Source organism: Staphylococcus arlettae (genome assembly GCF_025560845.1).
GTDB lineage: Bacteria > Bacillota > Bacilli > Staphylococcales > Staphylococcaceae > Staphylococcus > Staphylococcus arlettae.
Genome location: NZ_CP094803.1, coordinates 1,429,073 through 1,450,942, shown reverse-complemented (window position 1 = coordinate 1,450,942; position 21,870 = coordinate 1,429,073). Strand labels below are relative to the sequence as shown.

The following is a 21,870-nucleotide window of genomic DNA, read 5'->3' as shown; positions in this document are numbered from 1 at the left end:
CTAACAATTTGGAGATGGTAATTTTGAAAATAGCCCGATTTATTTCTGTACTCTGTACAGTGTTATTAATCATTGTATTAATTTATGGACTAATAATGATGATTGGTGACTTTATGGGAGTGACGACATTTAATAATCAATTCCTCATTATTGGTATTGCTATAGTTTTATTAAGTAATTTATTTCAACAATCAAAACCCCGAGTGTCTATAGCATTATTAATTATCGGTATCATTCTTATTTTTATCGGTTAATATTATAGTGAATGAAGTTTACAATTTGGGTTTTATAATAAAATCTTTAAAGCAATGTCTATCAACAGACGTTGCTTTTTTAATTTATAGTTGTGCTGACAGTGTATTTACTAGTTAACACAAAAGTTCTTGTTGCGGTTCAAATAGGCATTGAGACGGTAAATAAAGACCTCCCCCACCTCTATAATTTATATAAAGCACAAATAGTTAACTTTAACGATTGTTCTTTGTTTTGTTCTTTTTGTACGTTATAATGACCTTTGAGGTGTATAAATTATGAAAGAAATTAATGAAATTATATCTGACAATATAAAGTTATTTAGAAAACAACATGGTTATTCACTAGACCATTTATCAGAACTTACAGGAGTTAGTAAAACAATGTTAGGTCAAATAGAACGTAAAACATCAACACCATCTATTACTACGTTATGGAAAATTGCTAGTGGATTAAAAGTATCTTTCACAGAATTAACGCAAGAAAGTGATGCTATCATTAACAAAATAACGTTAGATCAGACACAAGCACTATCTTCAGAGCACAACAAATATCAAATATTTTCTATATTTAAATTTGATATTGAAAGAAAAATTGAAAGTTTTATGGCTGTCATTGAACCAAGTGGAAAAATTAGTGTATCTCCTCATGGTGCTGGCTCTATGAAGTATATAACGGTATATGATGGGACAGTAACAATTACATTAGATGGAGAAAAGTTCATTTTACAGCAGCATGAATCTATTAAATTTAATGGCAATATGTTTCATCAATATAACAATGAACATAATGAAACTGCACGGTTACATATCGTTATACATTATTAATTTACGTAATGACGGTAATGAAATAAAAATACAACGACGCTGTGCGCCGTTGTATTAAGATTAATTAACTATTTCATATTAAAGCTTTAATATTAGCTATTGTTCTTTATTTTTCTGAAGAATTTTTTGTATTTTCTCAAGGTTTGCCTTAAAATCTTTTTTAGATTGCTCACTATCATAATATTCAGGGTCGCTCTTTCTAATTAATTCTCCGTCTATTCTCCACTTCTCATGCAATGTAAGTGGTTTGCGCTTTCTATTTCTACTTGTATTGTGTTCATTTTCAGTCATGTTCAACACCTCACAAATTTATCGTTTGCAAGTATAATAACACCTTACGCATATATTCGTACAATGTCTCTAATTTGAATTTTAAGCCCGTTTTTAGCGCATAGCGCAGTTAGATAATTCACGTGTTTAAGGATGAGATTCATAGCATACGTAACGTATATACGAAGCTATACGCCAAATTTATATCATGTATCCATATAAAAGATAAAGGCTACTCAATTAAGAGCAGCCCAATAACGTGAAAAGTTGATGTTTAGATTAACAGTCGCCATGTTAATCTTACAAATACTTAAGCTAATAAAGGAGAAGTTTTATGGGAATTTCCCACAAATGAATAAATACATAAAAATACAACGACGCTGTGCGCCGTTGTATTGACGTTAATAAACTATTTTATGTTGTGTATTAAGATTCTAATAGTAAATCTTCTGGGTTTTCAATTAAATCTTTTATTGTTTTCAAGAAGCCTACTGCCTCTTTACCATCAATGATACGGTGGTCATAGCTTAATGCAATGTACATCATTGGACGGTTTTCAATAGTTTCTGCATCAATAGCAATTGGACGTGTGATGATAGAGTGCATGCCTAGGATTGCTGCTTGACTACCATTAATGATTGGCGTTGACATCATTGAACCAAAAATACCACCATTTGTAATAGTAAACGATCCGTTGACCATATCATCTAAACCTAATTTTTTATCACGTGCTTTAACTGCTAAATTGGCAATTTCAGCTTCAATTTCCGCAAAGTTCTTCTTATCACAATCTCTAACGAATGGTACAAGTAAACCATCATCTGTAGAAACAGCAACACCAATGTCGTAGTATTCTTTAGTAATCATGTCATCGCCATCAATTTCAGCGTTAACTTCAGGATACTTTTTCAATGCTGCAACAGCTGCTTTTGTGAAGAATGACATGAAACCAAGTTTAGTGCCATCATGATCTTTAATGAATTGTTCTTTTTTACGTTTACGTAAGTTCATAACGTTTGTCATATCAATTTCATTGAAAGTTGTAAGCATTGCTGTATTGTTTGATACTTCTAGTAATTTTTTAGAAGCAGTTTTCTTACGTCTCGACATTTTTTCACGTTTAACTGGTTTTGAAGGTTTTTGAGCTGCTGGAGCTGGTGTTTCTTGTTTTTTACTACTTTCAGCCGGTTTATTGTTTGAAGCAGCTGCTCCATTTTGTTGTTGATCAACATCTTCTTTACGTACAACATCGTTTGATTTTGCTGCCACGTCGTTTAAATTAACGCCTTTTTCACGAGCATATTTACGTGCTGATGGTGTTGCATTAACGCGTTGTGTTGAATCTGTAGAGTCATTTTGTTCTGCTTTTGGTGCTTCATCTGAAGTGGACGCTGCCTCTCCAGTTGAAGATGCTTCAGTTGATTGTTGTGATGAAGTATCTTCATTGCTGTTACTTGCATTGCCTGAACCTTCTCCTACAACTGCAACAGCTTGACCAACTTCAACAGTATCACCTTCGTTGGCTAAAGTTTCTTGTAATACACCTGCTTCTTCTGAAACTACTTCAACATTGACTTTATCTGTTTCTAATTCGAGAATAGCTTCACCTTTATCGACGCTATCTCCTACTTGTTTTAACCATTCTGCAATGGTACCTTCTGTGATTGATTCTGCTAATTCTGGAACTTTTACTTCTGGCATGCCTAACTTCCCCCTAGTTATTATTTGTGCTTTGTTCAATTATCATATTTTGTACGAGTTTGTGAATTTCGCCATCACCTTCAGCTGGTGCTGCACGTTGGATACGTCCGTGATAGCTTAAATCATATTTGTCTACAGTTAACTCTTTTAAGTATGGATAAACAAATGACCATGCGCCTTGGTTTTTAGGTTCTTCTTGTACCCAAGCGACAGTTTCTAAGTTTGGTAAATCATTTAAAATAGCTTCTATTTCTGATGCTGGGAATGGATATAATCTTTCAACAGCAATTAATAAAATAGAATTGTTTGGATTTTTAGCCAAATGCTCTTTTAAATCGATAAACATTTTACCTGACGCTAAAACCACTTTTTTAACAGCTTCTTTATCGTGTTCTTCAGTTAAAATTGGTTCAAATTTGCCTGAAGTAAATTTAGAAATTGGATCTGAAACTGTTTTATTACGCAATAAACTTTTTGGAGACATAATTACTAATGGTCTCATTGATTGAGTACCTAAATTAGCAGCTTGCGCTCTAAGTAAATGGAAATAGTTACTTGAGCTTGAAAGATTTGCAACAGTCATATTATTTTCGCCCGCAAGTTGTAAAAATCTTTCAAGTCTTGCAGAAGAATGTTCTGGTCCTTGACCTTCAAATGAATGAGGTAATAATAATGTTAAACCTGAACGTTCTCCCCATTTAGCTCGTGCACTAAATAAGAAATTATCAAAAATCATTTGCGACATATTTGAAAAGTCTCCGTATTGTGCTTCCCAAATAGTCATACAATCTTTATTTTGTACATTATAGCCGTATTCAAAACCAACTACAGCTGCTTCTGATAATGGTGAATTATAAACTGTGAAAGTAGCTTTTTGATTTGGAACATGATTTAACGGTATAAATGTATTGCCATTTTCTGAATCATGTAATACTGCATGACGATGACTAAATGTACCGCGTTCGCTATCTTGCCCAGTCAAACGAACTGGTTTGCCATCTTGTGTAATAGTCGCAAAGGCCAATTGTTCAGCTTGTGCCCAGTCTACTAATCCATCTTCAGAGTTAAATGGTTCTTTACGTTTTTCTAATACTTTGTTTAGTTTTTTCAACACAGTAAAATCAGACGGATAAGATAGCATAGCGTCATTTATTTCTTGTAATTGTTCAAAAGTAAATTGACGATCATCACCTTGTAAAGGTTGTTGTAAACTCTCAGGTTTTTGCATATCTGGATTATCCATTTTGTCATTTTTATCGATTTTATCATGTGCAGCACGTAATGTTTTTTGAACTTCATCAAAAATATTATTCATTTGATCCTTCGAAATAATACCTTCTTCAACTAATTGATTACCATATAAAATATCGACTGGATCATGATCACGTATTTGTTGATATGGAACTGGATTAGTGATTGATGGTTCATCCATTTCATTGTGTCCATAACGGCGATAACCAACTAAGTCAATAACCACGTCTTTATCGAATTCTTTTCTGAATGCCATTGCAATTTCAATAGCTTCGATAGTGGCTTCTACATTATCTGCATTAACATGCATAATTGGCACATCATAGCCTTTTGCAACATCAGATGAATACGTTGTAGAACGTCCGTCTTCAGGTTCTGTTGTGAAACCAATTCTATTATTTGTAATAATATGTAGCGTACCACCTGTAGAATACCCATCTAAATTGCCAAGGTTCATTGTTTCAAAATTGATACCTTGTCCAGGATAAGCTGCGTCACCATGAATTAAAATTGGCATAGATTTATTAAATTCAGTTGTTGTCGAGCCTGCTTTTTTAGTGTCATCTTGTGTTGCTCTTGTTTTACCAATAACAACTGGTGCAACAATTTCTAAGTGACTTGGGTTATTAGCAAGTGAAATACGTTGTTCAATACCATAAGAAGATGTTGTTTTCACGCCACCTAAATGGTATTTTACATCGCCTGTCCAGCCTGAAGTCAGGTATAAACTACCATCTTCTGGTGAGAATTTCATTGGATCAGTGTGCATAAATTCAGATAACATCATTTCATATGGTTTTTCTAGCACGTGTGTTAAGACGTTAAGACGTCCTCTATGTGCCATACCAATTTGAATGTTTTGTATACCTTCATTACCTGCTAATTTCAATGTTTGTTGTAACATTGGTACTAGTGTATCGACGCCTTCAATTGAGAATCGCTTTGCGCCTACAAAGTTTTTATGCAAATACTTCTCAAAACCTTCGACATGTGCAAGGTTTTTAAATAATTCAATTTTTTGATTGTCATTTAGTGTGGCTTTATAAGGTGTCTCTATACGACGTTTTAACCATACACGCTCTCTATTATTATTAATGTGTGTATATTCAAAGGCAATAGGACCTTTGTAACGTTTTTCCATACGAACAATAGCCTCGTATGCGTTGTCGTAAATATCTTTAAAATGTTCAGATACAATACCAGCCGAAATACTTTCCAAAGTCTCTTTATCAAGATTAAAATCTTCAATATTTAACTTTGGTACATGTTTTCTTTCAGGACGATTAACTGGATAAATATCTGCCAATAAATGCCCGTATTGACGTATATTATCGATTAATCTCATAACACGTTTGATCGTGCTATCTGCTTTGGTATTAGCGCTTTGAACGCCTGATTTGGTTTCGATGTTAGCTTCACCGTTTTTAATTGTACTAAAAAGGACTTGCAAATCTTCAGGGACTGCAGTCGGATCTTCTAAATAGTTGTCATACAAATCAAGAATATATCCTAGATTTGTCCCGAAATTTACAGGTGCCTCAGTTACCTGTCTTTCGTTGCTCATTTTACACCCTCCACAAAATAGTTGAAACGCTTACAAATCAATAATAGCATTAAATCAATTGAAATTAAAGTAGCAAAAGCTTGTATAACGCAAAAATCAATCAACAAAATAAAATTGCTATTGTATCTATATTTTGATACTTTCTTTATTGATTAAAAAGTTGCTGTAATTAAAAAAATAACTACAATCAGTTGTACTTTGCCCTTCTTTTCGACAAACTAATCATAGTTATTTTTGTATTATTATATTTAATTGTTAAAATGTAATTTTAAATGTAGTATAACTTCCTAATTCACTATCAACTTGAATTGTTCCACCATAGTATTCGATTATTTTTTTCGCAATAGACAGTCCTAAGCCGTTGCCACCTAAGTTACGTGCACGAGATTTATCTACTCTATAGAAACGGTCAAAGATAAATTCAATATCTTCTTGCGGAATACCTAAGCCATGGTCAGTAATTTCTATTGAAATTTGTTTGTTTTTAAGACCGGTTTGAATTGTTATTTGTTTGTTTTTCTGGTCATATTTCATGGAGTTATCAATAAATATAATCAACACCTGCTCGAATTGATAGCGATTGATTTTAATATTTAAAGGTTTAGGATATGGTATAAATTCAAAGGTATAATCTTGGTGCAAATGTTCAACAGATTTAATGCGTGACTTAATTTCTTTATTAATATCTACTATTTCTATTTCACGCTCGTTTACATTGTTATTGTCTTTAGTTAATAGTAAAAGTTCTTCGATTAATTTAGTAATTCTAGTCATTTCTTCTAGTGAAATATTTAATGATTCTTCTAAGATTGCAGGATCTTTTTTACCCCACCGTTGTATAAGATTTAAATGACCTTGAATAATTTGTAATGGTGTACGCAATTCATGCGATGCATCTTCTACAAATTGTCGTTGCTGATTAAATGATTCTTCTAATTGAGCCATCATTTCGTTGAATGTATCAATTAAATTATCTGTTTCTTCATAATTTGTAGGCAATTGTAATTGTTCTTGGAAACCATCCCTTCTAATTTGTTGCATTTTATTAGACATTGTAATGAGTGGTTTAGTAATTTGTGATGACACAAAATAACTGATAATAGCTGTTAAAATAGTAGCAATTATTCCAAAAGCAAAAGCGAAAAAGTAAAGCGAGTTTACTAATGTATTATAATTATCTAATGAATGAACAATCATACTGTAACCATCAAAATTATCATTGTGCACGCTATTTGTAACGATTAGGTAATCTTTGTTGCCAGTACTTTCGATTTCAATCTGATGAAATTTAGATGGCTTTAAAGTTGGAGAATACTTAATGGAATTGTCATTTGATGTTTCGATAATTTGTTGGCCGTGATCATCAAACAAAATAACTTTTTGAAAATTACCTAATGATGCATTTAAATCTAGTGGTGTAATATCTTTAATATGTTGCGATTGAAATAAGTTGTTAATATCGTTTGAACTACGTTCTGCCTCGCTAACTTCATTGTGCCTCAAAGCACTACTTAAATAGAATATAATAATCAAACTAAAAATTAATATAGTAGAAAATGTGATTGTAGTAGTGATAAGCATCCATTGAGTTTTTAATTTACGTTGTTTCATCTTCGTATCACGTATCCTACGCCTCTAACAGTTTCTATGTAGCTATCTTTATCAAAAGGTTTCAACTTATTACGTAAGTAACGAATATAAACATCAACTACATTAGTTTCTACTTCTGAATCATAGCCCCATACATATTCTATTATTTGTTCTCGCTGCATAACATGATTAATATTTTCAGCAAGTAATAATAATAAGTCATACTCAGTTTTAGTGAGTCCAACATGTTCACCATTAACAGATACTTTAAATGCACCTTTATCAATTACTAAACCATTAATGTTAATCTCATTTTTTTGTGGTTGTCGTCTTAACATAGCACGAATTCGTGCCAGTAATTCTTCTATATCAAATGGTTTTACAATGTAATCATCTGCACCATAATCTAAACCAACAACTTTATCATAGGTGTCACTTTTCGCAGTTATCATGATAATAGGTGTATTTTGAACTTGACGTATTTGACGACATATCTCCAAACCGTTGATATTTGGTAACATCAAATCAAGTAAAATCAAATCAAACTCATATTCCAATGCTCTGTCTAAGCCGGTTTGTCCATCATTTTCAATTTCAACTTCATACGCTTCGTGTTTTAGTTCTAATTCGATAAAGCGAGCAAGGTTTTGCTCATCTTCAACAATTAATATTTTTGTCATACATCGCACCTCATACACATCTTAGTAATTAAATAATCTTATTATAACCATATTATTTTAGCAAGCTATTCGAATGAACAATAGAATAGCTCATTACATTAAATAATGTGTTAACTTAACTCATAAAACGAAAAATTTTAAAAAATTCTAAGGATTTAATTGACAATGATTCTCAATGTTGTATAATGTAATTGAAAATGATTATCAATACTAAATAAGACATTCCCCCCACACATTACGTTCTTATTAGCATTGATCATTTTCAGAAATATCCCCTTTTATATGCCCGTAAAAGACTAACGTTGCGAGTCAACGTATTATAAAAGCTGACTTTACTTTAGTAAAGTCAGCTTTATATTTTATCTAAATAACCTAATAATTTAGATATTCAATTTTTTACGTAACATTAGCGTCGCTAAAACAATGCAAAATACGCCACCTATAATTCCCGCGATAATATCTGTAGGATAATGTACACCTAAGTAAACGCGAGAAGAAGAAATCATTATGATAAATAATGCACATAAGCCAATCATAAATCCTTTTGATTTCCCTTTCATTACTCGATTCGAGATATAAATCGCACTGCCGAAAAAGGCTGTCGAACCCATAGCGTGTCCACTAGGGAAACTGAAACCTGAAATATCGATTAATCTGAGTAAAGTAGGTCGTTCTCTGTCAAAAATATTTTTTAATAGAGGGTTTAATGTACTAGATAAACTCATAACTATAGCAAAAAATAATGCTTCAATGTTTAAGCGTTTTAGCATTAAGAATGCCACTAATAACAATGATAAGCATACCATTGCCCAAACTTCGCCCACTTTTGTTACACCTAAAAAGATTGAAGTTGTAATAAAGCTTTCTGATGAGTATATAAATTCATATACTTCATTATCAATCCATTTTCCTAATCTTGATTCATGGAAAAATGCAATGACACCAAATATTAAGGTGAAGATGATTAATAATGAAATTCTTTTCCAGTGTGACATTGCACCACGCCCCCCCTTATTAAGCTTCTGCGTCTGTAACGATTTTATCGAATAAATCTTCTTTAGTATAACTTTCTTTATAAGTTTTCATTTTATCAATAATGTCTGATCTATTATGTTCTATATCAGCTAATTGTTCAGCTAGTTGGTTTTCAGAAAGTTCATCTTCTAAAATATATCTACCGAAATCTTTTGATGCAAAATTTTTAGCGTTGTCAATTTGGTCTCCTCTAGACTGTTCCAAACCTAATGGAATGAGTAACATAGGAATGCGTAACGTTAAAAACTCATAAATCGCATTAGAACCAGATCTACTAACAACAGTATCGGTAATAGCTAATAAATCAGTTAAGTCATCTTTCACAAATTCAAACTGAATATAACCTGGGCGATTAATATATTTTTCGTCTAATAGTCCTTTACCAGTTAGGTGAATGATTTGATATGTTTTGAGTAATGCATCTAAATTACCTCTTATAGTATCATTTAATTTTTTGCTTCCGAGGCTACCTCCCATCACTAGTAAGACCTTTTTGTCGCTGCTAAACTGCGTTAATTGATAACCACGCGATTTATTACCACTTTTCAAATCTTCTCGGACAGTTGCACCTACAAAGTCAGCCTTATCTTTAGGTAAGTAGTTTAACGTATCTTCAAATGTTGTGTATATTTTTTTAGCAAACTTTAATGCTATCTTATTTGCTAATCCTGGAGTTAAATCAGATTCATGAATGATAGTTGGTATTTTTAATGACCGAGCAGCTATAACTACAGGTACAGACACAAATCCTCCTTTAGAAAATAACAAATCAGGTTTTTCTTTCTTTAATACGCGACGCGCATCGATGATTCCTTTAAGGACTTTAAAGATATCTTTGAAATTGTCAAAAGACAGGTAACGACGTAATTTCCCACTGGAAATTACATGATATTTGATTTCTGGTAGCTGTGATTCAATCATCTCTCTTTCAATCCCTTTTTGAGATCCTATATAAAAAGCTTCATGTCCTTTTGCTAATGCTGTAGGAATTAAACTTAAATTAACAGAAACATGACCAACAGTACCGCCACCGGTAAATGCTATTTTCGACATAAAACAACCTCGCTCTATTATTTTAATTTGGTGTAATAAGCATAAAAAGGTTTCCCTTTATCAAATGGAAAATAATCCATTGTGGCTTCGCCTACTTTAGTAAAGCCAAATTTAGTGAATAATTGTTGTGCACGATAATTTAATGCAAACGTGTCAGTAAGTACATAATCAACTTCGTGGCTTTTGGCTAAATTTAAAGCAAAAGCAAAAAGTTTTGTAGCGCCTCCCTTATAATTAGGGGAATTTGCTAATCGATGTATTACAAATGCCTGATTTTTATTTATAGGCCACTTTAAGCTATCATACCATTCTGCTTGAGATTGGTCGACCGCAACAAAACCATAAACCGTATTATTTTCATCTAACACATAAAGTGATTTGTTTTCAATATCACCCACGAAGTGTTGTTGTAATGGGTAGTTGTCATCCCATTGTGGATTATTATCTTGTTGCATAATTGCTTTTGCTTGATTTACGATAACCATTATTGAATCAAGATCTTTCATTGTTGCATTACGAATCATTGACTGACACCTCGTATTATTTAAGTTTATCAAGTAATTCATCAAGTACTGTATCTTTTTCGTTTGCTTTGTTGACTAACATTTCAGTGAATTTATTGTTCGTCTCTTTATCAAAATTACCATTTACAGTTAATTTTTGATCTTTTTGGAATTTTTTAATTGCTTCAGTTAATTCATTATCATAAGTTTTAGACTCGTTATTTATGGAATAACCCAATGCTTTAAGTCCAATTTTTATTGTTTTGACATGGCTAGTTTCGTCACCTTCTACATAAGTTTTGTTATTTGGAATAACGTTTAATGATTGATATCCAGGTGTGTCAATTTTAACATCAGGTTTTATCCCTTTACCATGAATATATTTATCATCTGGTGTTAACCATTTCATGTCAGTGTATTTTAAGATAGAACCATCGTCTAATTCATGAGTAGTTTGTACGATCCCTTTACCAAATGTTTTACTACCATATATTTTAGCTTTTTCATGAGCTTTCATGGCTCCTGCAAAGACTTCTGAAGCACTTGCTGAACCGCCATTAACTAAGATAGCAACATTCATATCTTTAGCTTCTTTTAGTGAGTCGTTCGGTGTTTTTACCTGTTCTTTATGTTCCCCTTTTTCTAATTGCACAACAGTTTTATTTTTGTCGATAAAGATATTTGCCATTTTAACTGCTTCATTCAATAAACCACCAGGATTATTTCGTAAGTCTAGTACAATATTATCAATTCCTTGTTTGCGTGCTTTAATAATTGCAGATTTTAATTCGCCTGCTGTACTATCTTGGAATTTATTGATTTTAAACACACCACTATTTCCATGTTTTTCGTATTCAACACTTTTCACATGTATAGTATTACGTTTAATAGAAATGTCTTGTTCCTCACCATTTCTTTTTATCGTAAGTGTAACCTCACTACCTTTTTTACCTCTCACTTGTTTTACAATAGCATCTAAAGGTTTACCTTTAACAGATTTACCATTAACTTTAGTAACAATGTCTTTTGGTTGTATTCCTGCCTTTTCAGCTGGTGAGTCTTTCATAGGACTTGTTATTTGAATTTGGTCATTTTTTTTCTGCATTTCAGCGCCAATGCCGACAAAATCACCGGAGACATCTTCATTAAATGCTTTAGTTTGTTGTTTCGTCATATACTCTGAATAAGGGTCATCAAGTTGTTTGACCATACCGTTTATAGCAGCATCTGATAATTCTTTAGACTTTACGTCTTTATAGTATTCGTTATCAATTGTTTTATAGGCTTGTTCTATTTTGGCTACATCCTTACGTTGTTCACTAGTAAGTCCAGACATAAAATTACTGATGGAAATTGTAGCAAAAACCGTAATCAAAGCTGTTAATATAATAGTAGCTATAACAAGCCAAATAAATTTTCGCCGTTTGAATTGTAAGTATTTTGTAGCTGGTTGAGACTTCTCTGTGCTGTCTTCAGTATGTGTATCTTGTGGTTCTGTCATAAATTCACTTCCTAATCATCTAACTAAACAGTAAAATAGCTGGGTTTGAACTCATACGTTTCACCCAGCTATTTACTCTATTTTTATATTTTAATATATCTAAAATGTGAAACTCAAATATATTGATATTTAAAATTTAAGCCACTCTTGGTATTCTTCATATAAATCATCGAATACTGCCATAGATACTGTAAAATTGCCGTGAGTTTCAACATAATCCGATAATTGGTTGAAATCCTTTTCTTGTTTTGGAAAAGATAAGTCATCAAAAATTTCTTCGGCAAGCTCACCTTTTGCATCTTTTCGACCTCTCACGGTTAATATAAATTGATAAAATGAGTGGTTTTTCATTATTTCATTGTCACATCAGCGATTTTAGTTTCACCTTTTATTAAATCAGTAGCTTCAGCGAAGTTTATATCACTCGTTTGATCTGAATTAGTAATGATGATTGGAGAATTTGTTGATTTAGCATTTTTTTGAATATAGTCAATATCAAAACGTAAAATTGGATCACCCACATTGACAGTATCTCCACTGTCTACTAATACTTCAAAGCCCTCACCATCAAGTTGTACAGTATCTAAACCGATGTGTACAAGTAACTCTAAACCATTTTCAGCTTTTAAACCAATAGCATGTTTGGTAGGAAATACATTATCTACTTTGCCTTCTATAGGTGAAACTACTTCACCTTCACTAGGATTAACTCCAAAGCCTTCTCCCATCATTTTTTGGGCAAAAACTGGATCAGGAATATCTTCGATTTGAATATATTGTCCAGTTATTGGTGCAAAAACTTCCGTATTTTTGTTAACTTCTTTACCTTTTCCAAATAATTTTTTAAACATATCGTATTCGCTCCTTATTTATTAAAATGGGTTAGTAAATCACCATACCCTAGTTCTTCTAATTTATCATACGGTATAAATTGTACTGCTGCAGAATTAATGCAATAACGTAAACCACCAGATTCTTGTGGCCCGTCATTAAACACATGACCTAAATGACTATTTGAGTCTTCAGATCTTACTTCTGTACGAACCATACCAAAAGATTTATCCACTAATTCGACAATTTCATCATCCGTTAATGCTTTAGAGAAACTAGGCCAACCACAATCAGATTCAAACTTTTCTTCTGATGTAAACAGTGGTTTGCCTGATAATTTATCTACGTAAATCCCTTTTTCAAAATGATTCCAATATTCATTTTGAAATGGTGGTTCAGTACCATCTTCTTGTGTTACTAAATATTCCATTTCAGATAGCTCTGATTTACTTTTCTTAATCATTCTGTTCCCCCCAATGCTTTTCAATAAACGCTTTTCTACCAGAACCTTTTTGATATTGCTGATAATGTAAAGGATTCTTTTTATAATAATCTTGATGATAAGATTCAGCTGGATAAAAATTTGTATATGGTTTTATTGGTGTAATGACTGGTTTATTAAAGATTTGTTGTTCATTTAATTGTTGAATTTTATACTCGGCAGCCTTTTTTTGGTGTTCATCATGATAAAATATTGCTGGCTCATAATGTGGACCTCTATCGAAAAACTGACCCGAATTATCTGTTGGATCAAATGTTTTGAAAAATATATCTAAAATATTTTCAAAAGAAGTGATATCGGAGTCAAATGAAATTTGTACTGCCTCAACATGACCGGTTTGCCCTGTACTTACTTGCTCGTAAGTCGGGTTCTCTACATGGCCACCAGCATAACCTGATATTATGCTTTCGATACCTGGATAAGAAGTAAATGGTTTAACGAGGCACCAGAAACAACCACCTGCTAATGTTGCATAAGCCATAAAATACCTCCCTCTAATACTAGTGTGTCATAAAATATATAATATATTAAGGATTTTGCAATTATTAACAGCAGAAATAATAAGATATTTGAATTACTATAGTTAATTGTATTAGCTTTATGAACGAACTACTACTAATCCAATCGCGCCTTGACCTGTATGTGTAGTAATTACAGGCGTTGTCGTATTGACATCAAAGGTATGATGATCAAATTCTTCAGCAAATTGCTTTTTAATTTTATCTACGAATTGGATTATATTGGCATGAGCAATACCGATAGATTTAACATTATGATTTTTGATAAACTTAGAAACTTCTTTCTTTAAAAACTGTATACTCGCATTTTGAGTTCGTGAATTATGCATTAATTCAATTTTCCCATCGACTAATGTGCCGATAGGTTTAATTTTCATCATATTACCGATTAGCCCTTTAGTTTTACTAATGCGTCCACCTTTAATCAATTGATTTAATTGACCAATGACGACAAACAGTTTGATGTTTTTTTGTAATTCTTCAAGTTTTAGTAAGATATCGTCTGTGGAATGTCCTTCATTACACCAAGTAACTAAATGTTGTATTTGATAGCCTAAACCGTACGAAATCGATTTTGAATCTATTACAGTAACATTGCTATCAGTCATTTGACTCGCTTGCAATGCAGTTTGATAAGTACCACTTAAACCGGAAGTCATGTGAATACTTATAATTTCATCCCCATTGTCACCTAAAGTATTATATAATTCTATAAATTTGCCTATAGACGGTTGACTTGTTTTAACATCTGCACCTTCCTCAATGCGTTGTATATAGTCTTCTGAATTGATATCAATTTGGTCTACATATGACACTCCGTCAATTGACAAATTTAATGGTACAACATGTATGTTGTTGTCATTCAAGTAATCTTGTGATAGATCAGATGTAGAGTCAGTTACTATTATCCTGTTTTTCATTTGCTATCCCCCTATTATTCTTTCTAACTAAATGTAAAAACGTATGTGGGATGGTGTTTTTATCATCTAACTCACCAGGTACTGAGGAAACAACATCCCATTCTTCAAAAGTATAAGGTGGGAAAAACGTGTCGCCATTAAATTTGTCTTCGATTACCGTTATATACATGTCATCGACTTTATCAATCATTGCTTCAAATAATGTTTGCCCGCCAAATATAAAAACATGACCTGGCAAATTATTAATTTCATCTAAAGAGTGTATCACCTCTACACCTTCAGGATGAAAAGAACGATTTCGCGTAAGTACTACATTTTTTCTATTAGGTAAAGGTTTACCGATAGATTCATAAGTTGCTCTCCCCATAACTAATGTATTACCAGTACTTAATTGTTTTACATGTTTTAAATCATTTGGTAAATGCCAAGGTAAGTCATTGTTTGCGCCAATGACACGTTGGCGGTCATGCGCAACTAATATTGAAAGCGTCATGAAGTTCCTCCTTTAAAAAACTTAGTTCTTCTTAATTATTAATTTAACTTGGTGTCTATTATATAACAAATTTAACTGTTTTATAACTTTAGAGACTTTTATACTGCAATTGGTGCTTTAATCGCTGGATGCGATTGATAATTTATTAATTCAATATCTTCATAATTAATATCAAAAATTGACTTGTCACTATTTATTTTAACTGTAGCAGGTGCGTAACTATCTCTAGATAATTGCGTTTCAATAGCATTGATATGATTAGAATAAATATGTGCATCACCAAATGTATGAACGAATTCTCCCACTTCTAAGTTACATTCTTTGGCGATGAGATGTGTTAATAAACTATAACTGGCAATGTTAAAAGGTACACCTAAGAAAATATCGGCACTACGTTGATATAGTTGACAGCTTAATTTGCCATCTTGAACATAAAATTGGAACATTGTATGGCAAGGTGGCAATGCCATCGTATCAATTTCAGTTGGATTCCATGCAGATACAATATGTCGTCTGGAATTTGGATTTTGTTTTATCTGTTCAATGACAGTTGCCAATTGATCGAAATGGTTACCATCTTTATCTTCCCAATCACGCCATTGTTTGCCATAGACGTTACCTAAATCACCATACTTTGCCGCAAAAGTTTCATCATTTAATATTTTAGCTTTGAAATTTTTCATTTCAGTTTGGTATAAAGCTTTGAAATCTTCATCTTGATTCGCTCTATGACCAAAATCAGTCATATCTGGTCCGTGATAATCTGGAGAATTAATATAATTTTCGAATGCCCATTCATTCCAAATATTATTATTATATTCTAATAAATATTTAATATTAGTGTCGCCTTTAATAAACCATAATAACTCTGTAGCAACTAATTTAAATGAAACTTTTTTAGTCGTTAATAACGGAAATCCCTTTGACAAATCAAAGCGAAGTTGATGGCCAAATTTTGAAATTGTTCCAGTTTTTGTTCTATCATCTTTTGTACTACCAATGTTTAGTACTTCGTTACATAGATCATGATAAGCTTGATCAAAAGCATTTAACATAATCACCACACTCCTTCCACATTGAATCGTTATATTAATAATATTTCATAAAGACATTTTTTTAAAGCGTAATCATTATTCTTGAAAAATAAAGCGATTGACACGTGTGTCAATCGCTAATAAATCAACAGTTATCTTGCTTGTTAAGTTTTCAAATATTAACAATGATCGTCAAATGCATCTTTAATATCCATGCAGATATCTTGAATGTCGCGACCCTCAATATGCTCTCTTGGGATAAAGTGTTTTAACTCTGTCCCTTTAAATAGCGCGTATGATGGGCTAGATGGTACTTGTTGAATATAATTACGCATTTCTGCAGTGGCTTCTTTATCTTGGCCAGCAAATACCGTCACTTTATGATTAGGTACTTTGTCGTTTTGTTCAGCAACAGTAACTGCTGCTGGTCGTGCAAGGCCTGCAGCACAACCACATGTTGAATTGATTACTACAAAAGTAGTATCTTCAGCATTAACTTGTTGCATATAATTCGTAACTGCGTCCGCAGATTCTAAGCTATTAAAACCATGTGTAGTAAGTTCTTCGCGCATTTGTTTAGATAATTCATTCATATAAGCTTCGTAAGCATTCATTGTTACACTCTCCTAATTTAATTTCACTATTTACGATGTATCTTTAACATGTATGAGTTACTTATTTCGATTTGCAATTTGTTTCCAAACAGAACCTAAAGCTTCATCACCATTTTCAATACGTGATATTGCCATTTCAATTTGCAGTTTGACTTCATAAGCAGAATCTTCAACGTGAGCTTTTAATGTATCAAGTTGTTCTGGACCACCTTCATCGAATAGGAACATAGCTGCACGCCAACGGACAATTTTTTGTGGGTCAGCTAAAGCTTTTTCCATTGCTGGTAATGCTGCTTTAAAGCCTAAATCACTTAAACAATCTCCTGCGGTTCTTCTAACTGCTGGACTTTTATCGTTAAGGCCTTTATACAAATAAGGTAAAACACGTTCATCTTCAATCATCCCAAGTAATACAACCGCTTCTCTGCGTAACGGTACTTTCGCTGCTTCTGAAATCACATAATCTAATAATGTAATATCATCTAATGTTGGCGTTGGGAAATGTTTCAACATACGTAATTGTGCTTTCCAATCATCCGTCGCTTTAAAGTCATCTAAAGTTACATGTTGATAATGTTTTTCTGGGATAACAATATCTGTTTGTAAAGCATTATTTACAAGCGTCGACAATTGTGATTCTGGGTATAAAGCATAGATTTCTTCAGTGATTTCTGACATAACTTCATCAAAATCACCGTAACGTACACCAAAGTTTTCCCATTTTCTTAAAAATACGACGTTATCATTTTCTTTTTGCGCTGCTAGCATACTGTCTACATATATTTCTGGTAATTGTTTACGTTTTTCTTCGTCAGATGAACTAAGTTTAATTTGATATGGTATTCCTTTAAACATTAATACTTCAGCTTTTATTTCACCAAAGTGTTCATCTGGTGCTGTGGCAGTCTCTTCTTCACTTTCATCATTTAAAGTGGCAGTAACTTGAGGTAATACATCTTCCCAATCAAATTTAGGTTGTTTATCAACCGCTAAAAAGTCCATGACATGGAAAATTGATTTTACACCCTCTAGCGCTAATAAATCATTGATAAACTTAGGTTGCTCTTCTTTTACTGTAGTATAGGTGTTTGATTTATTATCTTCCCTCTTTTCACTTAATACAATTTTCATTGTATTTGGACTAGGTGTTGGTTCAACTCTAACAATTTCCATCCTATGACCTCCTATTGTAATTCATTTCCTAATTGTTTAATTTGTTTACCGACAGAACATTCATTTATACAAAAATGATGTGCCTGTGTTTTTCCTTGTGTATGTTTAATATGAGATTTTAGTAAACATTGATGACAATATGTGTTCATCAATTTATCAATAGCCACAATAGCTTCTTTCTCCGTATACGTAAGGATAGTTTTCACACTCCTAATTCATGTAACTTGTTAGCACTAAGAGACGACCGAACATAATAGTATATTTTACTATCATTCAAGCGTTAATTTTATTTTAACATCAATTAGCAATGTCGCCCACTAGTGTGTATAAATCAGTTGTAAATATTATAATTTGTAGTATATCAAATATTAGCGATAGATACGTATTGTGTCTATTATTATAGCAAATAACAGCTATTATTTATAAATTTGAAAACCGATGTTATAACATTTAAGTTTAATATGACAAATTAACTTAGGCTATTGCTTTTCAATAGTTATTTTATTAGAATGAATAGGTTGAATTTTGCGGTTTCTAAACACCCGCATTATCAAAATTTAGGAGGAAAGAAAATGTATAACGAAATATTTGGTGTTTTAACTTTTTTAGTTACTTTCATATTGTTAGTAGCTATGTATCGATTTTTTGGCAAACATGGACTCATAACTTGGGTAGCTATAGGTACGATTATTGCTAATATTCAAGTGATTAAAACAGTAGATTTATTTACTATATCGGCTACATTAGGTAATGTGATGTTCGCTTCTATTTATTTAGCGACAGATATTTTAAATGATATCTATGGCAGAAAAATAGCCAAAAGAGCTGTATGGTTAGGATTTAGTTCGACGTTAGTAATGATTATAGTGATGCAAATGTCATTACATTTCATCCCTTCTTCAGTTGATAACTCTCAAGATGCACTTGCGACAATTTTTAATGTTGTTCCACGTATTGCATTAGGTTCAATTATTGCGTATATTATCGGCCAACATTTAGATGTAATGATTTTTAATCTAATTAAAAAAGTATTTAGTTCGGATAAAACATTTATAGTGAGAGCTTACGGCAGTACTATTATTAGTAATATTATAGATACAGCATTATTTGTGTCTATCGCATTTCTTGGCACAATGCCTAATAGTGCGGTGTTTGAAATCTTTATCACTACGTATTTATTAAAATTAATTTCTACAATTTTCAATGTTCCATTTGGTTATTGGGCTAAATCTATGTATAGAAAAGGTAAAATTAAGAACCTAGACGAAGGTTATTAAAAAGAAAGACTGAGGTTGAATGTTTATTCAACCTCAGTCTTTTTTGTCATTTAATATATGCTGTAGTTGAGTCCACAGAAATTCAAAAGAAGTATAACCTTCTTCAGCTAAAAAGTGACCGTCATGTTCAATGTTTATAGTATTAATATTTAATAGTTGGGAGAGACGATTAGAAGCGGCGTTATCGACAATAGGATCATTTGTAGCTGCAAGCGCCAAAATATGTTGAGCATTGATGTTCCTTACGATGGTTTGTGAGATAAAAGCATCCAATTCGGGTAAATTGCGTAATTTTTCGTGAAAGCCTGAAATTAAAATTAATGCTTTAATATTTGGTGCTTTTGACAAACGCGCAAGGTAATTAAGCGTTGTAATAACACCTAAACTATGAGCAATTATAATCGTTTGATCATTTAATTCATGATCCATATGATGTTTTAAAGTATCATACCAAGCATGATATTCAGGTTTATGAGGATTTGGTAATTCAATAATATCGGTAGTATAGCCATAGTGTTGTATTTTTTGTGCAATCCAGTTAAACCAATGACTATTAGGATTGGCTTGATAGCCATGTATTATAAATAACTGTTTCATGATTTACCTCCTTAGGTGGATAATCCTACTAAGCATTATACTCCATTTTCCGATGTTATATAGACTATAGTGCCTAATTATAATTTATAACAGTTAGTTCTCATTAAGGAGCATTGGTTAAATTGTAATAAATAAAGTTTTATGATTTCGCAAATATTTGATCTACTTATGAGAAATGCCTTGATTAATAAAACTTACAGTCTGTTATTATACACATCAAACTAGTCTAAGTTGTAACGCTTGGAACTATAGTTAAGTGTAATTATTATTCAATACTTAGTTTGTATTTAGCTTTTGAAAAACTTTATGCTAGTCTAGTAATAGATAGATTATAACAGTAAGGTGGCAAGACATTTGGCTAAAATTTATTTTGATGCTGCAACAGCTGGTAATCCAGGTGAAAGTGTTGGAGCAGTAATTATAGTGAATGACGATGAGCGTTTAGTATTTGAACAATATTTGGGTGAATTAGATAATCATAGTGCAGAATGGGCAACCTTTGATTTTGCACTATCGTGTGCACTAGAACATAACGTGTCTAATGCTCTAGTATTTACGGATTCAAAATTAATTGAAGATAGTATGAATCAAGAAGCTGTTAAAAATGAAAAGTTTAAACACTACTATTCACAAATAATGACTAAAGCACCTATGTTTGAGTTAATGTTTGTAAAATGGGTACCAAGAGCGCAAAATAAAGAGGCGAATCATTATGCGCAACAAGCGCTATATAAAATGGTTACGCAAAGCAAAAGAAGGAAGTCAAAATAACTGACTTCCTTCTTTTTATTATTTGAAATGTGTTGCTAAATATTTTTGTGACACATGTAATTCATGTTGGTGACAAATATTTAAAGCATTTGTCAGAGTTGTACCAAATTGCATATCAGTTAACAACTGCTGTAAGTTAAGTGGTACTTCTGTATGAATTGCAGCTAATGATTTGGAAATTTTAAGGTTATCCATATCGTTTTCAATTTTATTACGTTGGCCAACTGTCAATTGGTCTATTGCATTGATAACATTTTCCACTGAGCCATGTTGTTGAATTAACTTAATAGCAGTTTTTTCACCAATGCCTTTTACTCCCGGATATCCATCTGCAGTATCACCCATAAATGCTTTAACATCAATTAATTGTTTAGGTTGAAGTCCATATTCATCTGTAAAACGATCTAACGTATAGCGATTATAAATATTGAACCCTTTTTTAGTTAACCATATTTCAACATTTTGGTTAATACATTGTAAGATATCACGATCACCTGTAATGACAAATACTTCATCTGTTTCAGAATAATGTTGAGCTAATGTACCGATGACATCATCGGCTTCATAATTTGTTACTCCCACATTAACGAAGCCGAACTGATCAGAAATCTCTTTAACAAAATCAAACTGTGGTATTAACTCTTCTGGAGGTGCAGGACGGTTTTGTTTATATCCTGTAAACATATCGTTTCTAAAAGTTTGTTGTCCCATGTCCCAACACACGGCCACGTGCGTTGGCTCAATGTCCTTAAGTGCAGTGAATACATGTCTAACAAAACCTTGAACGCCATTCGTTGGTATACCTGCTGAATTACGCATGAATTGTTTGTGTATACTCGTTGCATAGAAATGACGAAATAATAACGCCATACCGTCAACGAGTAATATTCTATTTGCCATATAAGTGCCTTCT

Annotated in this window: 25 protein-coding genes; 4 read left to right on the top strand and 21 right to left on the bottom strand. The window is 32.4% G+C overall.

Annotation, left to right across the window (positions count from 1 at the left end):
• Positions 1 to 23 precede the first annotated feature (23 nt).
• Entirely contained in the window at positions 24 to 254 is a 231-nt protein-coding gene (locus MUA37_RS07070; RefSeq protein WP_002511133.1) for a hypothetical protein, read from the top strand.
• A 276-nt stretch (positions 255 to 530) separates the two neighbouring features.
• Entirely contained in the window at positions 531 to 1,079 is a 549-nt protein-coding gene (locus MUA37_RS07065) for a helix-turn-helix domain-containing protein (protein WP_002511134.1), read from the top strand.
• 96 nt (positions 1,080 to 1,175) lie between these two features.
• On the opposite strand, the gene MUA37_RS07060 is transcribed toward MUA37_RS07065, so the two are convergent.
• The 19 genes from MUA37_RS07060 to MUA37_RS06970 form a co-directional block, all read right to left on the bottom strand.
• Positions 1,176 to 1,370 (bottom strand): hypothetical protein, encoded by a 195-nt coding sequence (locus tag MUA37_RS07060; protein ID WP_002511135.1) that lies wholly within the window; start codon positions 1,368 to 1,370, stop codon positions 1,176 to 1,178.
• 405 nt (positions 1,371 to 1,775) lie between these two features.
• Complete coding sequence (gene odhB, locus MUA37_RS07055; protein ID WP_002511136.1) at positions 1,776 to 3,050, bottom strand: 2-oxoglutarate dehydrogenase complex dihydrolipoyllysine-residue succinyltransferase; 1,275 nt, start codon at positions 3,048 to 3,050, stop codon at positions 1,776 to 1,778.
• A gap of 13 nt (positions 3,051 to 3,063) precedes the next feature.
• A complete protein-coding gene (locus tag MUA37_RS07050; RefSeq protein WP_021458796.1) occupies positions 3,064 to 5,865 on the bottom strand; it encodes a 2-oxoglutarate dehydrogenase E1 component in 2,802 nt (933 codons plus the stop codon).
• A gap of 255 nt (positions 5,866 to 6,120) precedes the next feature.
• Positions 6,121 to 7,476 carry a HAMP domain-containing sensor histidine kinase gene (locus MUA37_RS07045; RefSeq protein ID WP_002511138.1) on the bottom strand — a complete coding sequence of 452 codons (1,356 nt, stop codon included), beginning with the start codon at positions 7,474 to 7,476 and terminating at the stop codon, positions 6,121 to 6,123.
• Positions 7,473 to 8,135: a response regulator transcription factor gene (locus MUA37_RS07040; protein WP_002511139.1), complete on the bottom strand. Its 663-nt coding sequence runs from the start codon at positions 8,133 to 8,135 to the stop codon at positions 7,473 to 7,475. Before MUA37_RS07040 ends, MUA37_RS07045 begins: the two co-directional genes overlap by 4 nt.
• A gap of 380 nt (positions 8,136 to 8,515) precedes the next feature.
• Positions 8,516 to 9,130, bottom strand: a complete 615-nt coding sequence (locus tag MUA37_RS07035) for a phosphatase PAP2 family protein (RefSeq protein WP_002511140.1) — start codon at positions 9,128 to 9,130, stop codon at positions 8,516 to 8,518.
• A 19-nt stretch (positions 9,131 to 9,149) separates the two neighbouring features.
• Entirely contained in the window at positions 9,150 to 10,223 is a 1,074-nt protein-coding gene (locus MUA37_RS07030; RefSeq protein ID WP_002511141.1) for an undecaprenyldiphospho-muramoylpentapeptide beta-N-acetylglucosaminyltransferase, read from the bottom strand.
• Between the two features lie 17 nt (positions 10,224 to 10,240).
• On the bottom strand, positions 10,241 to 10,747 hold the full coding sequence (locus MUA37_RS07025; RefSeq protein ID WP_142019659.1) for a GNAT family N-acetyltransferase: 507 nt from the start codon (positions 10,745 to 10,747) through the stop codon (positions 10,241 to 10,243).
• Between the two features lie 16 nt (positions 10,748 to 10,763).
• The gene (locus MUA37_RS07020) at positions 10,764 to 12,227 is read right to left on the bottom strand and encodes a S41 family peptidase (protein WP_262624400.1); all 1,464 of its coding nucleotides are present in this window, start codon (positions 12,225 to 12,227) and stop codon (positions 10,764 to 10,766) included.
• A 129-nt stretch (positions 12,228 to 12,356) separates the two neighbouring features.
• Complete coding sequence (locus MUA37_RS07015; RefSeq protein WP_002511144.1) at positions 12,357 to 12,578, bottom strand: YozE family protein; 222 nt, start codon at positions 12,576 to 12,578, stop codon at positions 12,357 to 12,359.
• Positions 12,578 to 13,078, bottom strand: a complete 501-nt coding sequence (locus MUA37_RS07010; protein WP_002511145.1) for a PTS sugar transporter subunit IIA — start codon at positions 13,076 to 13,078, stop codon at positions 12,578 to 12,580. The genes MUA37_RS07015 and MUA37_RS07010 overlap by 1 nt, the downstream gene beginning before the upstream one ends.
• Positions 13,079 to 13,092: 14 nt before the next feature.
• The gene (gene msrB, locus MUA37_RS07005) at positions 13,093 to 13,521 is read right to left on the bottom strand and encodes a peptide-methionine (R)-S-oxide reductase MsrB (RefSeq protein WP_002511146.1); all 429 of its coding nucleotides are present in this window, start codon (positions 13,519 to 13,521) and stop codon (positions 13,093 to 13,095) included.
• Complete coding sequence (msrA, locus tag MUA37_RS07000; protein ID WP_002511147.1) at positions 13,514 to 14,041, bottom strand: peptide-methionine (S)-S-oxide reductase MsrA; 528 nt, start codon at positions 14,039 to 14,041, stop codon at positions 13,514 to 13,516. Before msrA ends, msrB begins: the two co-directional genes overlap by 8 nt.
• 117 nt (positions 14,042 to 14,158) lie before the next feature.
• A complete protein-coding gene (locus MUA37_RS06995; protein ID WP_002511148.1) occupies positions 14,159 to 14,998 on the bottom strand; it encodes a DegV family protein in 840 nt (279 codons plus the stop codon).
• Entirely contained in the window at positions 14,973 to 15,491 is a 519-nt protein-coding gene (locus tag MUA37_RS06990; RefSeq protein WP_002511149.1) for a dihydrofolate reductase, read from the bottom strand. Before MUA37_RS06990 ends, MUA37_RS06995 begins: the two co-directional genes overlap by 26 nt.
• Positions 15,492 to 15,589: 98 nt before the next feature.
• Positions 15,590 to 16,546 (bottom strand): thymidylate synthase, encoded by a 957-nt coding sequence (locus MUA37_RS06985; protein WP_002511150.1) that lies wholly within the window; start codon positions 16,544 to 16,546, stop codon positions 15,590 to 15,592.
• 158 nt (positions 16,547 to 16,704) lie between these two features.
• On the bottom strand, positions 16,705 to 17,139 hold the full coding sequence (gene brxA / locus MUA37_RS06980; RefSeq protein ID WP_002511151.1) for a bacilliredoxin BrxA: 435 nt from the start codon (positions 17,137 to 17,139) through the stop codon (positions 16,705 to 16,707).
• Between the two features lie 57 nt (positions 17,140 to 17,196).
• A complete protein-coding gene (locus MUA37_RS06975; RefSeq protein WP_002511152.1) occupies positions 17,197 to 18,312 on the bottom strand; it encodes a conserved virulence factor C family protein in 1,116 nt (371 codons plus the stop codon).
• A gap of 11 nt (positions 18,313 to 18,323) precedes the next feature.
• Entirely contained in the window at positions 18,324 to 18,518 is a 195-nt protein-coding gene (locus tag MUA37_RS06970) for a zinc-finger domain-containing protein (RefSeq protein ID WP_037580352.1), read from the bottom strand.
• A gap of 366 nt (positions 18,519 to 18,884) precedes the next feature.
• Between MUA37_RS06970 and MUA37_RS06965 the strand changes: the two genes are divergently transcribed.
• Positions 18,885 to 19,589, top strand: a complete 705-nt coding sequence (locus tag MUA37_RS06965; RefSeq protein WP_002511154.1) for a queuosine precursor transporter — start codon at positions 18,885 to 18,887, stop codon at positions 19,587 to 19,589.
• A 33-nt stretch (positions 19,590 to 19,622) separates the two neighbouring features.
• Here the strand turns inward: MUA37_RS06965 and MUA37_RS06960 are convergent, their stop codons facing one another.
• On the bottom strand, positions 19,623 to 20,186 hold the full coding sequence (locus MUA37_RS06960; RefSeq protein ID WP_002511155.1) for an RBBP9/YdeN family alpha/beta hydrolase: 564 nt from the start codon (positions 20,184 to 20,186) through the stop codon (positions 19,623 to 19,625).
• A gap of 354 nt (positions 20,187 to 20,540) precedes the next feature.
• Here MUA37_RS06960 and MUA37_RS06955 point away from each other — a divergent pair, with 354 nt between their 5' ends.
• Entirely contained in the window at positions 20,541 to 20,957 is a 417-nt protein-coding gene (locus MUA37_RS06955; protein ID WP_002511156.1) for a ribonuclease HI family protein, read from the top strand.
• Between the two features lie 18 nt (positions 20,958 to 20,975).
• Here MUA37_RS06955 and MUA37_RS06950 read toward each other — a convergent pair whose 3' ends face one another.
• Complete coding sequence (locus MUA37_RS06950) at positions 20,976 to 21,857, bottom strand: 5'-3' exonuclease (protein WP_002511157.1); 882 nt, start codon at positions 21,855 to 21,857, stop codon at positions 20,976 to 20,978.
• Positions 21,858 to 21,870: the final 13 nt, after the last annotated feature.

What these genes read in the sequence shown, in the direction of transcription:
- MUA37_RS06990 (WP_002511149.1), bottom strand. Translation starts at nt 15,491, where the DNA reads ATGACGCTTTCAATATTAGTTGCGCATGACCGCCAACGTGTCATTGGC.
- MUA37_RS06995 (WP_002511148.1), bottom strand. Translation starts at nt 14,998, where the DNA reads ATGAAAAACAGGATAATAGTAACTGACTCTACATCTGATCTATCACAA.
- brxA (WP_002511151.1), bottom strand. Translation starts at nt 17,139, where the DNA reads ATGAATGCTTACGAAGCTTATATGAATGAATTATCTAAACAAATGCGC.
- MUA37_RS07050 (WP_021458796.1), bottom strand. Translation starts at nt 5,865, where the DNA reads ATGAGCAACGAAAGACAGGTAACTGAGGCACCTGTAAATTTCGGGACA.
- MUA37_RS06975 (WP_002511152.1), bottom strand. Translation starts at nt 18,312, where the DNA reads ATGGAAATTGTTAGAGTTGAACCAACACCTAGTCCAAATACAATGAAA.
- odhB (WP_002511136.1), bottom strand. Translation starts at nt 3,050, where the DNA reads ATGCCAGAAGTAAAAGTTCCAGAATTAGCAGAATCAATCACAGAAGGT.
- MUA37_RS07040 (WP_002511139.1), bottom strand. Translation starts at nt 8,135, where the DNA reads ATGACAAAAATATTAATTGTTGAAGATGAGCAAAACCTTGCTCGCTTT.
- MUA37_RS07030 (WP_002511141.1), bottom strand. Translation starts at nt 10,223, where the DNA reads ATGTCGAAAATAGCATTTACCGGTGGCGGTACTGTTGGTCATGTTTCT.
- MUA37_RS07045 (WP_002511138.1), bottom strand. Translation starts at nt 7,476, where the DNA reads ATGAAACAACGTAAATTAAAAACTCAATGGATGCTTATCACTACTACA.
- MUA37_RS07020 (WP_262624400.1), bottom strand. Translation starts at nt 12,227, where the DNA reads ATGACAGAACCACAAGATACACATACTGAAGACAGCACAGAGAAGTCT.
- MUA37_RS07035 (WP_002511140.1), bottom strand. Translation starts at nt 9,130, where the DNA reads ATGTCACACTGGAAAAGAATTTCATTATTAATCATCTTCACCTTAATA.
- MUA37_RS07025 (WP_142019659.1), bottom strand. Translation starts at nt 10,747, where the DNA reads ATGATTCGTAATGCAACAATGAAAGATCTTGATTCAATAATGGTTATC.
- MUA37_RS07060 (WP_002511135.1), bottom strand. Translation starts at nt 1,370, where the DNA reads ATGACTGAAAATGAACACAATACAAGTAGAAATAGAAAGCGCAAACCA.
- msrB (WP_002511146.1), bottom strand. Translation starts at nt 13,521, where the DNA reads ATGATTAAGAAAAGTAAATCAGAGCTATCTGAAATGGAATATTTAGTA.
- MUA37_RS06965 (WP_002511154.1), top strand. Translation starts at nt 18,885, where the DNA reads ATGTATAACGAAATATTTGGTGTTTTAACTTTTTTAGTTACTTTCATA.
- MUA37_RS07010 (WP_002511145.1), bottom strand. Translation starts at nt 13,078, where the DNA reads ATGTTTAAAAAATTATTTGGAAAAGGTAAAGAAGTTAACAAAAATACG.
- msrA (WP_002511147.1), bottom strand. Translation starts at nt 14,041, where the DNA reads ATGGCTTATGCAACATTAGCAGGTGGTTGTTTCTGGTGCCTCGTTAAA.
- MUA37_RS06985 (WP_002511150.1), bottom strand. Translation starts at nt 16,546, where the DNA reads ATGTTAAATGCTTTTGATCAAGCTTATCATGATCTATGTAACGAAGTA.
- MUA37_RS06960 (WP_002511155.1), bottom strand. Translation starts at nt 20,186, where the DNA reads ATGAAACAGTTATTTATAATACATGGCTATCAAGCCAATCCTAATAGT.
- MUA37_RS07065 (WP_002511134.1), top strand. Translation starts at nt 531, where the DNA reads ATGAAAGAAATTAATGAAATTATATCTGACAATATAAAGTTATTTAGA.
- MUA37_RS07015 (WP_002511144.1), bottom strand. Translation starts at nt 12,578, where the DNA reads ATGAAAAACCACTCATTTTATCAATTTATATTAACCGTGAGAGGTCGA.
- MUA37_RS06950 (WP_002511157.1), bottom strand. Translation starts at nt 21,857, where the DNA reads ATGGCAAATAGAATATTACTCGTTGACGGTATGGCGTTATTATTTCGT.